The sequence below is a fragment of the Salmonella sp. A1325 genome, from assembly GCF_056991255.1.
The window spans coordinates 421,868-438,909 of the sequence record NZ_JAMLWO010000003.1 but is presented as its reverse complement, the minus strand read 5'-3'; the positions used below and the strand labels follow the sequence as shown (position 1 = coordinate 438,909).

At 53.3% G+C, this 17,042-nt stretch carries 15 protein-coding genes and 1 pseudogene; 10 read left to right on the top strand and 6 right to left on the bottom strand.

Annotation, left to right across the window (positions count from 1 at the left end; translation table 11 throughout):
- Positions 1-5 precede the first annotated feature (5 nt).
- Positions 6-491 carry a pyridoxamine 5'-phosphate oxidase family protein gene (locus tag NAZ64_RS09080; RefSeq protein ID WP_000070056.1) on the top strand — a complete coding sequence of 162 codons (486 nt, stop codon included), beginning with the start codon at positions 6-8 and terminating at the stop codon, positions 489-491.
- Positions 492-605: 114 nt separating this feature from the next.
- On the opposite strand, the gene pgm is transcribed toward NAZ64_RS09080, so the two are convergent.
- Both pgm and seqA read right to left on the bottom strand, forming a co-directional pair.
- Positions 606-2,246, bottom strand: coding sequence for a phosphoglucomutase (alpha-D-glucose-1,6-bisphosphate-dependent) (pgm, locus tag NAZ64_RS09075; RefSeq protein ID WP_000974372.1), 1,641 nt, complete (start codon positions 2,244-2,246; stop codon positions 606-608).
- Between the two features lie 24 nt (positions 2,247-2,270).
- On the bottom strand, positions 2,271-2,813 hold the full coding sequence (seqA, locus tag NAZ64_RS09070; protein WP_000848395.1) for a replication initiation negative regulator SeqA: 543 nt from the start codon (positions 2,811-2,813) through the stop codon (positions 2,271-2,273).
- A gap of 184 nt (positions 2,814-2,997) precedes the next feature.
- Between seqA and ybfF the strand changes: the two genes are divergently transcribed.
- The 9 genes and pseudogenes from ybfF to tcuC all read left to right on the top strand — a co-directional run bounded on the left by ybfF (position 2,998) and on the right by tcuC (position 10,633).
- The gene (ybfF, locus tag NAZ64_RS09065) at positions 2,998-3,768 is read left to right on the top strand and encodes an esterase (protein ID WP_000773245.1); all 771 of its coding nucleotides are present in this window, start codon (positions 2,998-3,000) and stop codon (positions 3,766-3,768) included.
- 133 nt (positions 3,769-3,901) lie between these two features.
- On the top strand, positions 3,902-4,195 hold the full coding sequence (ybfE, locus tag NAZ64_RS09060; protein ID WP_001040939.1) for a LexA regulated protein: 294 nt from the start codon (positions 3,902-3,904) through the stop codon (positions 4,193-4,195).
- Positions 4,196-4,345: 150 nt separating this feature from the next.
- Positions 4,346-4,876, top strand: coding sequence for a flavodoxin FldA (gene fldA / locus NAZ64_RS09055; RefSeq protein ID WP_001018621.1), 531 nt, complete (start codon positions 4,346-4,348; stop codon positions 4,874-4,876).
- 203 nt (positions 4,877-5,079) lie between these two features.
- Positions 5,080-5,165, top strand: a pseudogene (locus NAZ64_RS09050) (fur leader peptide).
- Positions 5,158-5,610: a ferric iron uptake transcriptional regulator gene (fur, locus tag NAZ64_RS09045; RefSeq protein WP_000131699.1), complete on the top strand. Its 453-nt coding sequence runs from the start codon at positions 5,158-5,160 to the stop codon at positions 5,608-5,610. Before NAZ64_RS09050 ends, fur begins: the two are co-directional and overlap by 8 nt.
- Positions 5,611-5,724: 114 nt before the next feature.
- Positions 5,725-6,651 carry a tricarballylate utilization LysR family transcriptional regulator TcuR gene (tcuR, locus tag NAZ64_RS09040; RefSeq protein WP_000423371.1) on the top strand — a complete coding sequence of 309 codons (927 nt, stop codon included), beginning with the start codon at positions 5,725-5,727 and terminating at the stop codon, positions 6,649-6,651.
- 97 nt (positions 6,652-6,748) lie between these two features.
- The gene (gene tcuA, locus NAZ64_RS09035) at positions 6,749-8,152 is read left to right on the top strand and encodes an FAD-dependent tricarballylate dehydrogenase TcuA (RefSeq protein ID WP_483640916.1); all 1,404 of its coding nucleotides are present in this window, start codon (positions 6,749-6,751) and stop codon (positions 8,150-8,152) included.
- The gene (gene tcuB, locus NAZ64_RS09030; protein ID WP_000811146.1) at positions 8,139-9,278 is read left to right on the top strand and encodes a tricarballylate utilization protein TcuB; all 1,140 of its coding nucleotides are present in this window, start codon (positions 8,139-8,141) and stop codon (positions 9,276-9,278) included. The genes tcuA and tcuB overlap by 14 nt, the downstream gene beginning before the upstream one ends.
- 50 nt (positions 9,279-9,328) lie before the next feature.
- Positions 9,329-10,633: a tricarballylate/proton symporter TcuC gene (gene tcuC, locus NAZ64_RS09025; RefSeq protein WP_000057011.1), complete on the top strand. Its 1,305-nt coding sequence runs from the start codon at positions 9,329-9,331 to the stop codon at positions 10,631-10,633.
- A gap of 48 nt (positions 10,634-10,681) precedes the next feature.
- Here the strand turns inward: tcuC and NAZ64_RS09020 are convergent, their stop codons facing one another.
- The 4 genes from NAZ64_RS09020 to nagE all read right to left on the bottom strand — a co-directional run bounded on the left by NAZ64_RS09020 (position 10,682) and on the right by nagE (position 16,900).
- A complete protein-coding gene (locus tag NAZ64_RS09020) occupies positions 10,682-11,014 on the bottom strand; it encodes a ChiQ/YbfN family lipoprotein (RefSeq protein ID WP_000722260.1) in 333 nt (110 codons plus the stop codon).
- Between the two features lie 49 nt (positions 11,015-11,063).
- The gene (gene chiP / locus NAZ64_RS09015; protein WP_024798324.1) at positions 11,064-12,470 is read right to left on the bottom strand and encodes a chitoporin ChiP; all 1,407 of its coding nucleotides are present in this window, start codon (positions 12,468-12,470) and stop codon (positions 11,064-11,066) included.
- A gap of 599 nt (positions 12,471-13,069) precedes the next feature.
- Positions 13,070-14,737 (bottom strand): glutamine--tRNA ligase, encoded by a 1,668-nt coding sequence (glnS, locus tag NAZ64_RS09010; RefSeq protein ID WP_001287181.1) that lies wholly within the window; start codon positions 14,735-14,737, stop codon positions 13,070-13,072.
- A gap of 210 nt (positions 14,738-14,947) precedes the next feature.
- Entirely contained in the window at positions 14,948-16,900 is a 1,953-nt protein-coding gene (gene nagE / locus NAZ64_RS09005; protein WP_001023069.1) for a PTS N-acetyl glucosamine transporter subunit IIABC, read from the bottom strand.
- Positions 16,901-17,042: the final 142 nt, after the last annotated feature.

The window sequence follows — 17,042 nt, the reverse complement described above, 5'->3', positions numbered from 1 at the left end:
TAGAAATGAGTAATCCAGAACGGGAAGTCACTGATATAGCAGAAATACTGGCTATTCTCAGTAAACACGAAGTGTGTCGAATAGGGTTTAACGACAATCTCTGTCCGTATGTTGTCCCCGTAAATTTTGGCTACGAGTATCAGAACGGACGCTGGATATTTTATTTTCACGGCGCACGCACCGGGAAAAAGATGCGTCTGTTACGTAAGAACCCGGCAGTATGCATTGAAATGGACGGCGACCATGCATTACTACGTGCCGATGACCCCTGTGATTATAGCTACGCCTACACCAGCGTTTTCGCCACCGGGCTGGCATCGATATTGCAAACACGCGAGGAGATGCGCTACGGCCTGGACGTCATTATGCGCCAGACCGATCCGGGAAAAACCTTCAGTTATCGGGAAGATATGATGAAAGCGGTTTGCGTGGTGCGTATCGAATGCGACGCCCTCACCTGCCGCCGACATCTGGCGACTCAGAGCGAATAAGTCAGATATCACACGCGCCTTATCCGACCTGGAGGCGATTTACAGGCCTGATAAGCGCAGCGCCGTTAATACAAAAAAGGAGCCTTACGGCTCCTTTTTCTTCCATATCGCCCATCAGGCGTTTTTCAATACTTCGCTAACGATTTCAACGGCTTCTTTCTCAATCTGCTTGCGATGTTCTTCCCCCAGGAAGCTTTCGCAATAGATCTTGTAAGCGTCTTCCGTACCGGATGGACGCGCGGCGAACCAGCCGTTGTCGGTCATTACCTTCAGGCCGCCAATCGATGCGCCATTACCCGGCGCTGCGGTAAGACGCGCGGTGATCGGGTCGCCTGCCAGCGTGCTGGCGCTGACCATTTCCGGAGACAGTTTAGACAATGCCGCTTTCTGGGCCGAGGTCGCTGCCGCCTGCAGACGGTTATAGCTCGGCGCGCCAAAACGCGCTGCCAGTTCATTGTAATGCTCTTGCGGGTTTTTCCCGGTAACGGCGGTGATTTCCGCCGCCAGCAGGCACATGATGATACCGTCTTTATCGGTAGACCACGGCGTACCGTCGAAACGCAGGAACGAAGCGCCCGCGCTCTCTTCTCCACCGAAACCAAAGCTGCCGTCGAACAAACCGTCAACAAACCATTTGAAGCCAACCGGCACTTCTACCAGCTTGCGTCCCAAATCATTCACCACGCGGTCAATCATCGCGGAAGAGACCAGCGTTTTACCGACAGCCACGTCTTTGCCCCACAGCGGACGATGCTGGAACAGATAGTTAATGGCGACCGCCAGATAATGGTTCGGGTTCATCAGCCCTGCAGGCGTCACGATGCCATGACGGTCGTAGTCCGGGTCGTTGGCGAAGGCCAGGTCAAACTTGTCACGCAGCGCCAGCAAACCCGCCATCGCACATTCGGAGGAGCAATCCATACGGATCGCGCCATCTTTATCAAGGTGCATAAAGCGGAAGGTTTGATCAACCTGATCGTTGACTAACGTCAGGTTAAGTTTGTAATGCTCAGCGATACGTTTCCAGTATTCAATACCGGAGCCGCCCAGCGGATCGACACCCAGCGTCAGACCGGCTTTCTGAATCGCCGCCATATCAACGATATCCGCCAGCCCTTCGACAAATGGCTGTACCAGATCTACCGCTTTAACGTGGCCCGAGGCCATTGCCGCATCCAGAGAGATGCGCTTAACGCCTTGCAGGCCATCCGCCAGCAGCGCATTGGCGCGATCTTCTACCACTTTAGTGACGTTGGTGTCCGCCGGGCCACCATTGGGCGGATTATATTTAATACCGCCATCTTCCGGCGGGTTGTGCGACGGCGTAATGACAATACCATCAGCCAGCGGGCCGCCTTTTTTGTTATGGACCAGGATAGCATTTGACACGGCAGGCGTTGGCGTGAAGCCATTATTTTCCTGCACGATAACGTCTACGCCGTTTGCCGCCAGCACTTCCAGCACGGAAATGAAGGCCGGTTCCGAGAGCGCATGGGTGTCTTTCCCCACATAGCAGGGGCCGGTAATGCCATTCTTCGCCCGCTCTTCAGCAATCGCCTGGGCGATCGCCAGAATATGCGGTTCGTTGAAACTGTGACGACCTGCGCTGCCGCGATGGCCGGAAGTGCCAAATTTCACGGCATGTTCTGCATTCCCTGCCTCCGGTTTCAGTACATAATACTGCGCCGTCAGTTGGGCGACGTTAATCAAATCACTCTGTTGCGCGGGTTGTCCTGCGCGGTTGTGGATTGCCATTGCCTGGTCCTTCTAATGCAAGGATTAAATTGTTCCGCAAACCTTTTCAATCAATTCCGCCGGGAATTGCATTGACTGCATGATGTGTTCGATCATGCTGCATTTACGGCCGGTGTTGGTGTTGGTGATCACCCAGTACGGCGTGCCGGGAACGTGCTTAGGTTTAGTTTGATTCCCATTTTTCAGCAGCGTTTGTTCATCCGCCGCAAAATAGACGCGCGTGCGGCCATGCAACGACTCCGTCGCCTCCGCAAACGCGTGGTGATCCAGTGAATAGAGTGTAGTCAGAATCAGCATAAAGCGGTTGACCGCTTTTTTCTGCTCGGCATATTCGTCAGACAACAACAGCTCACGCATCGCGCGAACTTTGTCTTTTACCGGGTTAACCGGTTTCGCTTCGGCAACGGGTTGCGCCGCAGGCGTCCCCTTCACCGCTGAAGCCGTTGGCTGTGTCGTGGCGGAAAACTTCAACATACGCCGTAAAATGTCGGATGCGCTCTCGCCGATATGCTTGGTGTGGCTGGCAATATAGCTATAGAGTTCATCATCAACTTCAATCGTTTTCATCTTAATCCAGTGCGATGTCTTTGCTGAATACAAGTCATTGGGATTATAGGAACAAATCCCAACAGCGGATAGCGTTAAGCCCGGCTGACAAAAAAACTCGGAGTAAACCTTAGAGGTTGCAGCCCAGTGGCAGAATGGTCAACATAATACCCTAACCCGACAGAGCGAAAAAAAGAACTTTGCCATGAAATTAAACATCCGAGCGCAATCTGCACAAAACCTGCACAATAATTCCCCCATCGTTCTCGTTCATGGCCTGTTTGGCAGCCTGGACAACCTCGGCGTACTGGCGCGCGATCTGGTGACCGATCACGACATTATTCAGGTCGATATGCGCAATCATGGTTTATCGCCGCGCGATCCGGTCATGGATTATCCGGCAATGGCCCAGGATCTTCTGGATACGCTTGACGCGCAGCAGATTGAAAAAGCGACGTTTATTGGTCATTCCATGGGCGGAAAAGCGGTAATGGCGCTGACGGCGCTGGCGCCCGATCGCATCGATCGTCTGGTCGCGATTGATATCGCCCCCGTGGATTATCACGTTCGCCGCCACGATCGCATTTTCGCGGCCATTAACGCCGTCAGCGAATCCGATGCGACATCCCGCCAACAGGCGGCAGGGATTATGCGCCAGCACCTCAACGAAGAAGGCGTGATCCAGTTTCTGTTAAAATCCTGGGCTGAAGGCGAATGGCGTTTTAATGTTCCGGTATTATGGGAGCAGTATCCGCATATCGTCGGCTGGGAAACCATTCCGCCCTGGGAACATCCGGCGCTGTTTATTCCAGGCGGTAACTCGCCCTACGTGACCGAAGCGTACCGCGACGCGCTGCTGGCGCAATTCCCTTTGGCGCGCGCACATGTGATCGCCGGCGCGGGCCACTGGGTACATGCCGAAAAACCAGAGGCGGTTCTGCGCGCCATCCGCCGTTATCTGCACGATAAACGCTAACTGATTAAAAACTCATCGCCTGTGCGCGATTACGCGCGCGGGCGTTGGCGTCGCTTCCTCGCTGATGTATGATGGCGCGCTATCCATCCGGGCATAAGCCTGGCTGATTGTTTCCCCCGAAGTCACCAAAATCATGGCCAAAGAACAAACGGACCGTACGACATTAGATCTGTTCGCGCACGAGCGTCGCCCGGGACGACCTAAAACGAATCCGCTTTCGCGCGATGAACAGTTACGCATCAACAAGCGCAACCAGTTAAAACGCGACAAAGTTCGTGGCCTCAAGCGTGTCGAATTAAAACTCAACGCACAAGCGGTTGACGCGCTGAATGAGCTGGCCGAAGCGCGCAACATTAGCCGCAGCGAGCTCATTGAAGAAATATTAATGAAGCAGCTTATGGCGCTGCGCGGCCAGGGTTTAGTCTGAAAATAAGTTTTGTTTCATATTTCGTGTAGCAGAGCGTGCAGTCCCGCGTGATTGCTGTTTCCGCATATCTGCCTGTTCTGCTATGATTGCCCTTATCCGTGGGCAATTCGCCACCACCATTTCAATAAGTTTCAAGAGGTTATTTTACTCATGGCAATCACTGGCATCTTTTTCGGCAGCGACACCGGTAATACCGAAAATATCGCAAAAATGATTCAAAAACAGCTTGGTAAAGACGTTGCCGATGTGCATGACATTGCAAAAAGCAGTAAAGAAGACCTGGAAGGGTATGACATTCTGCTGCTGGGCATCCCAACCTGGTACTATGGCGAAGCGCAATGTGACTGGGATGACTTCTTCCCGACTCTCGAAGAGATTGACTTTAACGGTAAGCTGGTGGCGCTGTTTGGCTGTGGCGATCAGGAAGACTACGCGGAATACTTCTGTGATGCGCTGGGCACGATTCGCGACATTATTGAGCCGCGCGGCGCCACGATTGTGGGTCACTGGCCAACCGCAGGCTATCATTTTGAAGCCTCTAAAGGTCTGGCTGACGACGATCATTTTGTCGGCCTGGCGATTGACGAAGACCGTCAGCCTGAGCTGACCGCCGAGCGTGTTGAAAAATGGGTTAAGCAAGTTTCAGCTGAATTGCACCTCGACGACATCCTCAACGCCTAATCTTATGCGGCGCAGCGTTATATCTGCGCCGCATCAATAGACAAGACCAATCAAAATAATTGCTACAAATTTGTAACTTTCGCACCCATCCCTGTACAATGTCCGGGTGTAATCAGGTGGCGCCAAAATTTGCAGGCAAAACCACAGTTTTATTAACATCTGCGAGAGACTTGCGGTTTTCATTTCGGCATGGCAGTCCTATAATGATACGCATTATCTTGAGTGCAATTTCTGTCACTTCTCTAATGAAGTGAATCGTTTAGCAACAGGACAGATTCCGCATGACTGACAACAATACCGCATTAAAGAAGGCTGGCCTGAAAGTAACGCTTCCTCGTTTAAAAATTCTGGAAGTTCTTCAGGAACCAGATAACCATCACGTCAGTGCGGAAGATTTATACAAACGCCTGATCGACATGGGTGAAGAAATCGGTCTGGCAACCGTATACCGTGTGCTGAACCAGTTTGACGATGCCGGTATCGTGACCCGCCATAATTTTGAAGGCGGTAAATCCGTTTTTGAACTGACGCAACAGCATCATCACGACCATCTTATCTGCCTTGACTGCGGAAAAGTGATTGAATTTAGTGATGACTCTATTGAAGCGCGCCAGCGTGAAATTGCGGCGAAACACGGTATTCGTTTAACTAATCACAGCCTCTATCTTTACGGCCACTGCGCTGAAGGAGACTGCCGCGAAGACGAGCACGCGCACGATGACGCGACTAAATAAGTGTAAATCTTTCGAAGAGCCAACCGCCCGGTTGGCTTTTTTATATCCTCCTCTTTCCTGCCGCTTGATGTTGATTTAATGTAAAAAACGCTATCGCATCTCAGGAGAGCAGGAATGGAGCTTCGCCAGTTACGCTATTTCGTGCGTATTATTGAAACCGGCAGTATGGGCAGCGCCGCGCAGGATCTTGATATTGGCGTTTCAGCATTAAGTCAACAGATGTCCCGTCTGGAAAACGAGCTTGCCATCCGTCTGCTGCAGCGCACTTCGCGCGGCGTAACGCCAACCAACGCCGGGCTGGCCTTTTATTCGCAGGCGCAACTCGCCCTGCGTCATGCCGACGACGCGATTCTCGCCGCCAGAGAAGCGCGCCTTTCCGGTCATGTGAGCGTAGGAATGGCCCCCAGTACCGCCTCCATACTGGGTATACCGTTTATCCATGCCATGCAGGAAAACTATGCCGATGTCCGACTGCATGTGGTGGAAAGCTTGTCCGGTAATCTGGAAAGAATGATCAATACCCGCCAGATTGATTTAGCCGTTGTTTTTCAAAAAGATAAAATCCTGCGCTGGAGCGCCAGACCGATCCTTGAAGAACAGCTTTTTCTGATTGGCTCCCATGCCCTGCTGGCGGCGCTTCCTGATAACCCGATCACACCTGAACAACTGGCAGGCATTCCGCTCATTATGCCAAGCCAGGGACACGGGCTGCGCGGCAGGCTGGACGCTGTCTGCCAGGAACATGCGCTTAACGTTGAAATCGTCGCGGAAATTGACGGCCTGGCGTTGTTGATGCGCGCCGTGCGCGACGGTCTTGGCGCCACGTTGCAGCCCGGCGCGGCGATTTCTCATCTGGATAACGACGCGCTACGCGTGATCGGCGTCCATAATCCGGTACTCAGCCGCCCCAATTTTTTAGTCAGCCTGTCGGATGATGAACTGACGCCCGCCGGCCTTGCCGCCAGAGTAGTCCTTACCAAAGTTATGCGTCAGTTAGTCGACGCTGGTGAATGGCCAGGCGCAACCCTTTACGCTTACTAAACCCCTGTTTAGCGCTACCTGATAGCGCGCCGCTTATTTATCCGTATACATTTCAATTACAAATTTAACAAATAGTTAAATGGTACGGGAGTATAAGATGGTTGATGTACTGGTGATAGGCGGAGGCAATGCCGCATTATGCGCCGCCCTGACCGCACGGGAAGCGGGCGCATCGGTTCTGCTGCTGGAGGCTGCCCCGCGAGAATGGCGCGGCGGAAATTCTCAGCACACACGAAACCTGCGCTGTATGCATGATGCGCCGCAGGATGTGCTGGTAGAAAGCTATCCTGAAGAGGAATTCTGGCAGGATCTGTGGCGAGTCACCGACGGCAACACCAACGAGGCGCTGGCGCGGCTGGTCATTCGCACCTCTTCGCAATGCCGCGACTGGATGCGCAAACATGGCGTTAACTTTCAACCGCCGCTATCTGGGGCGCTCCACGTTGCGCGCACCAATGCGTTTTTTATGGGCGGAGGGAAAGCGCTCGTCAATGCCTATTACCGTAGCGCCGAACGGCTGGGCGTACAGATTCGCTATAACACGCCGGTTCACGCGCTTGAACTTCATGACGGCGAATTCGTGGCAGCGCTGGCGGGTAGCGAACGTATTACCGCCAAAGCCTGCGTATTAGCGGCTGGCGGTTTCGAATCAAACCGTGAATGGCTGCGGGAGGCCTGGGGAGAAAACGCCCGCGGCGAATGGCCCGCGGATAATTTCCTGATTCGCGGCACGCGTTTTAACCAGGGCGTATTACTCAAATTTATGATGGATGCCGGCGCGGATATCATTGGCGATCCGTCCCAGTCGCACTGCGTAGCGATTGATGCCAGGGCGCCGCTGTACGACGGCGGTATTTGTACTCGCGTGGATTGCGTATCGCTGGGTATTGTCGTGAATCGCGACGCCGAACGTTTTTATGATGAAGGCGAAGATTTCTGGCCGAAGCGTTACGCCATTTGGGGGCGGCTGGTGGCTCAACAGCCAGGACAAATTGGCTATTCGATTATCGACAGCAAAGCCATCGGCCACTTTATGCCGCCGGTTTTTCCTGGCGCGCAGGCCAATACGCTGGCTGAGCTGGCCTGCCAGTTGGGGCTGGACGCGGAAAAATTTACCCATACCGTCACGCAGTATAACCAGGCCTGCCAACCCGGTCATTTTGATCATACCTTGCTTGATGACTGCGCCACCAAAAACCTGACGCCGGCGAAAACCCACTGGGCGCGCCCGCTTGATACGCCGCCCTACTACGGTTATGCGCTGCGACCCGGCATCACGTTTACCTACCTGGGCCTGAAAGTTAACGAACGTGCCGCGGTGCATTTTGCCGGTCATCCAAGCCGCAACCTATTTGTTGCTGGCGAGATGATGGCAGGAAATGTTCTGGGCAAGGGGTATACCGCAGGCGTCGGCATGTCTATCGGCACAACCTTTGGCCGCATTGCGGGAATAGAAGCCGCTCGCGCGGCGCACAAGGAGGCGCAGCATGAAACAGCTTGAAAAATTAATCATTGAGGCCACCGTGCTTACCGAACCGGAAGCCGAGGTCGAACGCGTCATGCAAGTGTGTAACGCATGTCGCTACTGTGAAGGTTTTTGCGCGGTATTTCCGGCGATGACCCAGCGGCTCGAATTCGGTAAAGCCGATATTCATTATCTGGCAAATTTATGTCATAACTGCGGTGCCTGCCTGCACGCGTGCCAGTACGCGCCACCCCATGAATTTGCCATTAACGTGCCGAAAGCGATGGCGCAAGCCCGCCTGGAGACGTATCAACAGTATGCCCAGCCCGCCGCTTTTGGCGCGTTATACCGTCGGGCGGGGATCACCGTCGCGCTGGCGCTGATAGTCGGTCTGACGCTCTTTTTATTACTGACGATGGCGCTGAAAGGGTCGCTGATTCATCCGCCGCTGGCCGGTGACTTCTATCAAATTTTTCCGCATAGCCTGCTGGCATGGATGTTTGGCTCAGTTTTTGTGTTGGCAATCGGTTTGCTTATGGCGGGCGTAATCCGCTTCTGGCGTGAGATCTCGCCGGGGGTACCGCGTTCGGCGGAGATTGCGGAAGCGTCGCACAATGCGTTAACGCTGAAATATCTCGACGGCGGTCACGGCAAAGGCTGTAACGAAGCGGACGATGCGTTCACGCTGCTGCGCCGTCGTTTTCATCACTTTACCTTCTACGGTTTTATGCTCTGTTTTGCCGCCACGGTCGTGGCGACGGGCTATCACTACGTCGCCGGTTGGGAAGCGCCCTACCCGTTCTTTAGCCTGCCGGTCATGCTCGGCACGCTGGGCGGTATCGGTCTGCTTATCGGCCCGGCCGGGCTACTGTGGCTCAATCTGCGGCGGTCGCCGTTACATGGCGATGCGCGCCAGAAACCCATGGATCGCGGCTTTATTCTGCTGCTGTTCTTAACCAGTCTTACCGGGCTGGCGCTGCTGGCAGGCAGAGACACCAGCGGAATGGGCATACTGCTGGCGCTCCATTTAGGCGTGGTGATGGCGCTCTTTCTCACCCTTCCCTACGGAAAATTCGCCCACGGATTTTTCCGCTGCGCGGCCTTACTCAAATGGGCAGTTGAGAAGCGACGCGGAAAACATGCGGGGGATACAGGCAACTGACCCGCAACATCTTACCCATAAAACAATAAAGACAGTGGAGAGCAAACCCTATGGCACAACACACACCTGCAACATCGCGCGCCGGCACGTTCGGCGCAATACTGCGCGTGACAAGCGGCAATTTTCTTGAACAGTTTGATTTTTTCTTGTTCGGATTTTACGCCACCTATATCGCCAAAACGTTTTTTCCGGCGGAAAGCGAATTTGCCTCATTAATGTTGACCTTTGCCGTCTTTGGCTCCGGTTTTTTAATGCGCCCCGTCGGCGCGATTGTGCTTGGCGCCTATATTGATAGAATCGGACGTCGTAAAGGGCTGATGGTGACGCTGGCGATTATGGGCTGCGGTACGTTGCTCATCGCCCTCGTCCCCGGCTACCAAACGATCGGCCTGGCAGCGCCTGCGTTGGTGCTGTTGGGCCGGTTATTACAAGGATTTTCTGCGGGCGTTGAGTTAGGCGGCGTCTCAGTCTATCTGTCCGAAATCGCAACGCCAGGCAATAAAGGGTTTTATACCAGCTGGCAATCTGCCAGTCAGCAGGTCGCGATCGTTGTCGCCGCGTTGATTGGTTATAGCCTGAATATCACGCTGGGACACGACGCGATATCGGAGTGGGGCTGGCGAATTCCGTTCTTTATCGGCTGTATGATCATTCCGCTGATTTTTGTTTTACGTCGTTCATTACAAGAAACAGAAGCGTTTTTACAACGCAAGCATCGCCCCGACACCAGGGAAATTTTTGCAACTATCGCCAAAAACTGGCGCATTATTACGGCCGGAACGCTGCTGGTGGCGATGACCACCACAACGTTTTATTTTATCACCGTTTATACGCCGACCTATGGCAGAACCGTGCTTAATCTCAGCGCGCGGGACAGTTTGATCGTCACCATGTTAGTGGGGGTGTCCAATTTTATCTGGTTACCCATTGGCGGCGCGATTTCCGACCGGATTGGCCGTCGCGCCGTGTTAATGGGCATTACGTTGCTGGCGCTGATCACCACCTGGCCCGTCATGCAGTGGCTGACCGCCGCGCCCGACTTTACCCGCATGACGCTGGTACTGCTGTGGTTCTCTTTCTTTTTTGGCATGTATAACGGCGCAATGGTCGCGGCGTTAACCGAAGTGATGCCAGTCTATGTGCGTACCGTTGGTTTCTCGCTGGCCTTTAGCCTGGCGACGGCAATTTTTGGCGGCCTGACGCCGGCCATCTCTACCGCGCTGGTAAAGTTAACCGGCGATAAAAGCTCGCCCGGCTGGTGGCTGATGTGCGCAGCGTTATGTGGACTTGCCGCGACGGCGATGCTGTTTGTACGTCTGAGTCGCGGCTATATCGCGGCAGAAAATAAAGCCTGAAAAAACCACGGGCGGAAAACATTCGCCCGTGGGTGGCAAGGCAGGGTTTTATTGCACGTTATTATGACTGCGAATTTCCTGCCAGACCTTATCGCAGTCAGCCTTGACCGCCTGATCGTTACCCGTGCGCGTCGCCTGAATGCACTGCTGATAGTCCAGTACCCGCACGCTTTCTTCGTTAGCAAATTGCTGATGTTTGCGCTCTTTTTTAAGGACATTCAGCACGCTTTGGCAGGCCTCTATCTTCTCAGGCGAGCCCTGTGCGGTATTGATACAGGCGCTGTACGCCTCTTTCAGCCGACTATCTTCTTCCGGCGCGGGTGATGACGCGCAGGCCGTCAAACCGGCGGTCATGCTGGCGATGAGTAAAATTTTTTTCATAGGTCGTTCCTCAACAGCGCGGCAGACCGGCAGCCTGCCGCATCTGACATCAGAAAATAGTGAATGGCGCAATAACGATAAATTTCACGTCACGCTCATCCTGGAAGATGTTGCCGTAACCACCGCCCCAGCTTGGAATATTGGAGTGGTTGTCATATTCGGTGAAGTGCAGTTTGAACATGGTGCCTTTGGCACGCCCCTCCTGCAGGGTATAGACCGCATCCAGACTGTATGAGGACTCTTCGATAGTGCGGTTTTTGTCGTAGTAAGCATCCGGGTTACTTTGCCAGGTTGCCGGTTTAGCATCCCAGGCGTAAACATAAGACGCGCCCACAGCCCAGCCCGGCAGATTCCAGTTTTTCAGGTCATACATCGCGCCGAAGAAAACCGCCTTTTCACCGTTAGCGTTAAAGTCGGAGCGGTTATCCCACCAGATATCCAGACGACCGTTTGAAGAGGCGTAGGTTGGCGTCATACGTTGCAGAAAATAGCCCTGCTGACCGTCCGCTTTCACCCAGGTGCCTTCCAGACGCAGGTCAACCACTTCCGCGATTTTGTAGCCGAAGGTCAACGCCTGCAACCAGGCCGTACCGTCGTAAATATCATTCACGCTGCGATCGTCTACTTTGTCGCGCGCGCCGTAGAACTGGTAACTGGTGGTGAACGGATTGCCGCCTAAATCAAATTTATAGCTGGCCTTTGCGAAATATTGATCGACATAGCCTTCGGACTGACCAAACGCCGCTTCCAGTACCAGATCATTTTTAAAGTCGTACTTCGCGCCGATAGAGTGGAGATAATCCACATTGGTTTTTTTATCCGCCTGATAAAACTTATCCATTTCGGTATGCCACGGCGCTTTATATTCGTTAGTCCACATGTAGGAAAAACTTAACGCGCCCGCATCGCCATAGTCAAAACTGGCGCCGGCTTCCGCACCCTGATAGGTACCCGGCATAAAACTCCAGTGCGGCGCTAACAGCGTCTGACCGGTAGGCTGAATATAACCGGCGCGCGCCCAGACCGGGCCATATTTAAATTTCGCTGCGGCTTTATAAAGACTGATACCGCTCTTATCGCCGGAATAGTCTTCGTCGTAGCCTTTATTCTTTTTCGAGAAGGCAATTTCGTTTGGATGACCGCTGTCGCCGTTTTCTGCCATTTCAATCGCGGTAAACGCCGCGATATCCAGACCGAACATATCCGCGGCGTAACCAGACTGAAAATCCAGGTTAGCGTTCCAGGTCGCATGAGAAAGGTTAGTTTTATATTTGTCGCCGTCGGTCACATCTTTGCGATCGCGTTCACGCTGCCAATAATAGATGCCGCCCGTTAACGTGGAGTCGTCGAAAAAGCCGGAGGCTTGCGCCTGCGGAACAACGATCCACCCCGACATTGCTGTGATACCGGCGATAGCCAGAGCCAGCGTACTACGTTTGCCACTAAACGTACGCATAAGTTAATCCTCTTTGACGTATAAATTGCTGCCGACAAAAGCGAACAGCGAAAAAATAAAAATAAAAAGTAGCGCTGAGAAACCTCATTTACTACGTTAAATAGACTATTTTTCGCGATGCGAATTATCAATCTCTTTCTGTAACCAGTATGTAATAATATGAGCAACCGCACATATTTAATTGCTTTCTGTTACATTCGACTGCTGGTGGGGGAAGCAGACCGCCAGAAAGAAAATTGACTTGTTTTCCATAGGCATGAAAATAATTGTCTCCTGTTGACCTGACGCTTATAACATTTAGATTAATAATCATTTATCAGATCAATAATTTTCAGAGAATAATTAATTCGCCTCGCAAAAAAGAGAATCGACTTAGAGCCTATCCCACCAGGCGTTATTGGCGCAGCCAGTTTGGACACGGACAGCGCGCAAAAACCGGAGCGTACACGTAGTACGTGAGGATTTTGAGCACTGCCCAGGTCCAAAATGGCAAGTAAAATAGCCCTAATGGGATAGGCTCTTGGAAATGCAGAGAAAAAACGCCGCAAAACGCGGCGTTGACAAGGTATTTTTACAGCATTCGCCTGTTGGCGCAGTGCTTATTCGCCCGCTTTCGCCCAGGTATCACGCAGGCCCACAGTGCGGTTAAAGACCAGCTTATCGGCCGTTGCATAGCGGCTGTCGAGGCAGAAGTAGCCTTCACGTTCAAACTGGAAAGCTTTCCCTGCTACCGCCGCTTTCAGCGACGGCTCACCATAACCCTGCTTAATCACTAATGATTCGGGGTTGATAACGGACAGGAAGTCCTCCGCGGCGCCCGGGTTCGGCACGCTGAACAGACGGTCGTAGAGACGAATTTCAATCGGCAGCGCATGTGCTGCGCTAACCCAGTGGATTACGCCTTTCACTTTACGCCCGTCAGCCGGATCTTTACTCAGCGTATCGGCATCATAGGTACAGAAGATGGTGGTGATATTCCCTTCGGCATCCTTCTCTACGCGCTCCGCTTTAATGACGTAGGCATTACGCAGACGCACTTCTTTGCCCATCACCAGACGCTTGTACTGCTTGTTCGCTTCTTCGCGGAAATCTGCGCGATCGATCCAGATCTCACCGCTAAACGGCACTTCACGGCTGCCCATCTCCGGTTTATTCGGATGGTTAGGCATGGTAACCATTTCGCTCTCACCCTGCGGGTAGTTTTCGATAACCAGTTTTACCGGATCGATTACCGCCATCGCGCGCGGCGCGTTTTCGTTCAGATCTTCGCGAATGCAGGATTCCAGCGACGCCATCTCAATGGTGTTGTCCTGCTTGGTGACGCCGATGCGTTTGCAGAACTCACGAATAGAAGCCGCGGTATAGCCGCGACGGCGCAGACCGGAAATAGTCGGCATACGCGGATCATCCCAGCCTTCAACGTGTTTGTCGGTCACCAGCAGGTTCAGCTTACGCTTGGACATCACGGTATATTCCAGATTCAGCCGCGAGAATTCGTACTGGCGCGGGTGAACCGGAATGGTGATGTTGTCCAGTACCCAGTCGTACAGACGACGGTTGTCCTGGAACTCCAGCGTACACAGAGAATGAGTAATACCTTCCAGCGCATCGCTGATGCAGTGAGTAAAGTCGTACATCGGGTAGATGCACCACTTGTTGCCGGTCTGATGATGCTCGGCGAATTTAATGCGATACAGCACCGGATCGCGCATCACGATAAACGGCGACGCCATGTCGATTTTAGCGCGCAGACAGGCTTTACCCTCTTCAAAACCGCCGGTACGCATTTTTTCAAATAGCGCGAGGTTCTCTTCGACGCTGCGATCGCGGAACGGGCTGTTTTTACCCGGCGCGGTCAGCGTACCGCGGTATTCGCGGATCTGCTCCGGCGTCAGCTCATCAACGTAGGCCAGGCCTTTATTGATTAGCTCGACCGCATAGGCGTGCAGTTGGTCAAAGTAATCGGAGGAGTAGCGAATATCGCCAGACCAGTGAAAGCCTAACCACTCGACGTCGTTTTTAATCGAATCAACGTACTCGATATCTTCTTTTACCGGGTTGGTGTCATCGAAACGCAGGTTGCACTGGCCCTGATAATCTTGCGCGATGCCAAAGTTCAGGCAGATAGATTTCGCGTGGCCGATGTGCAGATAGCCATTCGGCTCCGGCGGAAAACGGGTATGGACAGTGGTATGTTTACCACTCGCCAGATCTTCATCAATAATCTGACGAATAAAGTTAGTCGGGCGGGCTTCAGCCTCACTCATCGTGGATTCCTCAAAGCGTAAACAACGTATAACGGCATATGATCTTATAAGCCGGACAGACTGACAACCTTTAGTTACTTAAAAAGTGGCTTTGCAGAAAATATTGGGGCTAATTGCGGTAAAAAAAAGCGGCGAAGGTTTCCCTCTGCCGCTTATGTTTTCTGTGATATCGCCGGATGACGTCTTACGCCTTATCCGGCCAGGAAGCGATTATTTGCTCTTGATCTCGTACAGCGGCGTTTGACCCGCTACCACGTGACCATCCGCTTTGATGACCAGAGCGCTGAAGTCATCGCTGTTGCTGCAAACAACCGGGCTTATCATGGAACGCGCATTGGCATTCAGGAAGTCCAGATCCAGTTCCAGAACCGGCTGACCCGCCGTGACTTCCGCACCCTCTTCTACCAGACGCTTGAAGCCCTGACCGTTCAGCGCGACAGTATCGATACCCATATGGACAACGATCTCCGCGCCTTTTTCGGTTTCCAGACAGAACGCGTGGTTAGTGTTGAAGATTTTCACAATAGTACCCGCCGCCGGAGAAACCACGGTTTTATCGGTGGGTTTCACCGCTACGCCGTCGCCGACCGCTTTGCTGGCGAAAGCTTCATCCGGTACCTGATCCAGCGCCACTACCTCACCGGTAATCGGAGAGACCAGTTCAGCGATAGTCACCGCATTCGGCACCGCCTGGGGTTTGGCCGCCGGAGCAGGTGTTGCAACGTGAGCCGCATCAGCAGACGCTGCCGCGACCGGTCCCCGCGCCACCACTTTCTTCATTTCATCGCCAATCGATTCCGCTTTCGCGCCGACAATAACCTGAATGGTCTGTTTGTTCAGTTTCACCACGCCGGAAGCGCCGAGGCGTTTGCAGGCCGCATCGTTGACACGAGCAGAGTCATTCACGGTCAGGCGCAGACGGGTAATACACGCATCGATCGCTTTCAGGTTGTCCGTACCGCCAACCGCAGCAATATAGCTGGTCGCCAGTTGCGTTAACCCTTCTTCGGTGTTGCTGTTGGCTTCTTCCGTTACCATCTCATCAACTTTATCTTCGCGGCCCGGCGTTTTCAGGTTAAACATACGAATAACCGCGCTGAACAGCAGGAAGTAGATGATAAAGAATACAACGCCCATCACCAGCAACATCCAGACGTTATTGCTGGCCGCTGGCAGGTTATACATCAGAACATAGTCGATCGCGCCTGCCGAGAAAGAGAAGCCTGCATGGATACCCAGCAGCGTCGCGACGAACAGGCTGATACCGGTCAAAATGGCGTGCAGGAGGTACAGCAGCGGCGCCAGGAACATAAACAGGAATTCCAGCGGCTCGGTTACGCCGGTCAGAAACGCGGTAATCGCGACAGACAGCAGCATACCGCCCACCATCGGACGACGTTCTTTCGGCGCGGCGAAATACATCGCCAGAGCGGCGCCCGGCAGACCAAACATCATGATCGGGAAGAAGCCGGACATAAACATCCCCGCCGTGCCGTCGCCAGCATAGAAGCGGTTGATGTCGCCGTGGAATACAGTGCCTGCGGCATTGGTGAATTCGCCAATCTGGAACCAGGCGATGGTGTTCAGTACCTGATGCAGACCGGTTGGGATCAGCAGACGGTTGATGAAGCCAAAGATACCGGAACCCAGCGCGCCTGCGGAAACGATCCATTCACCGCCCGCATGGATGCCATGCTGTACCGGCGGCCAGACGTAACCGAAAATAGCGGCCAGCACCAGACAGAAAAAGCCCGTTGCGATCGGCACAAAACGTTTTCCACCGAAGAAACTGAGAAAATCAGGCAGTTTGATACCAGACCAGCGATTATAAACCGCGCCGCCGACCAGACCGGTAATAATCCCCGCCAGCACGCCCATGTTGATTTCCGGGTTAATCGTCACCATCGCTTTGGTCATGACGAAGTAACCCACGGCTCCCGCCAGCGCTGCCGCGCCCGCGCTATCTTTAGACCAACTGGATGCCACGCCGATAGCGAAAACCAGCGCCAGGTTATCGAAAATAGACCCGCCCGCTTGCGCGATAAACGGCATATTCAGCAAATCTGGTTGGCCGAATCGCAGCAACAACGCTGCCACCGGCAACACGGCGATAGGGAGCTGCAACGCCCTACCCAGCCGCTGGAAAAAACCTAAAATATTCATCTTATTCCCCCTACGAGACGCCGATATGGCTTCTTTGAAGCCGTTTTTTATTGTGCTGCAAACGTTAAAAACGTGATGTTCTGTAATCGAACGGTGAGATCATCTTCTGCAGAGTGTGTGGAAAATTAATTCGCCTCGCAAA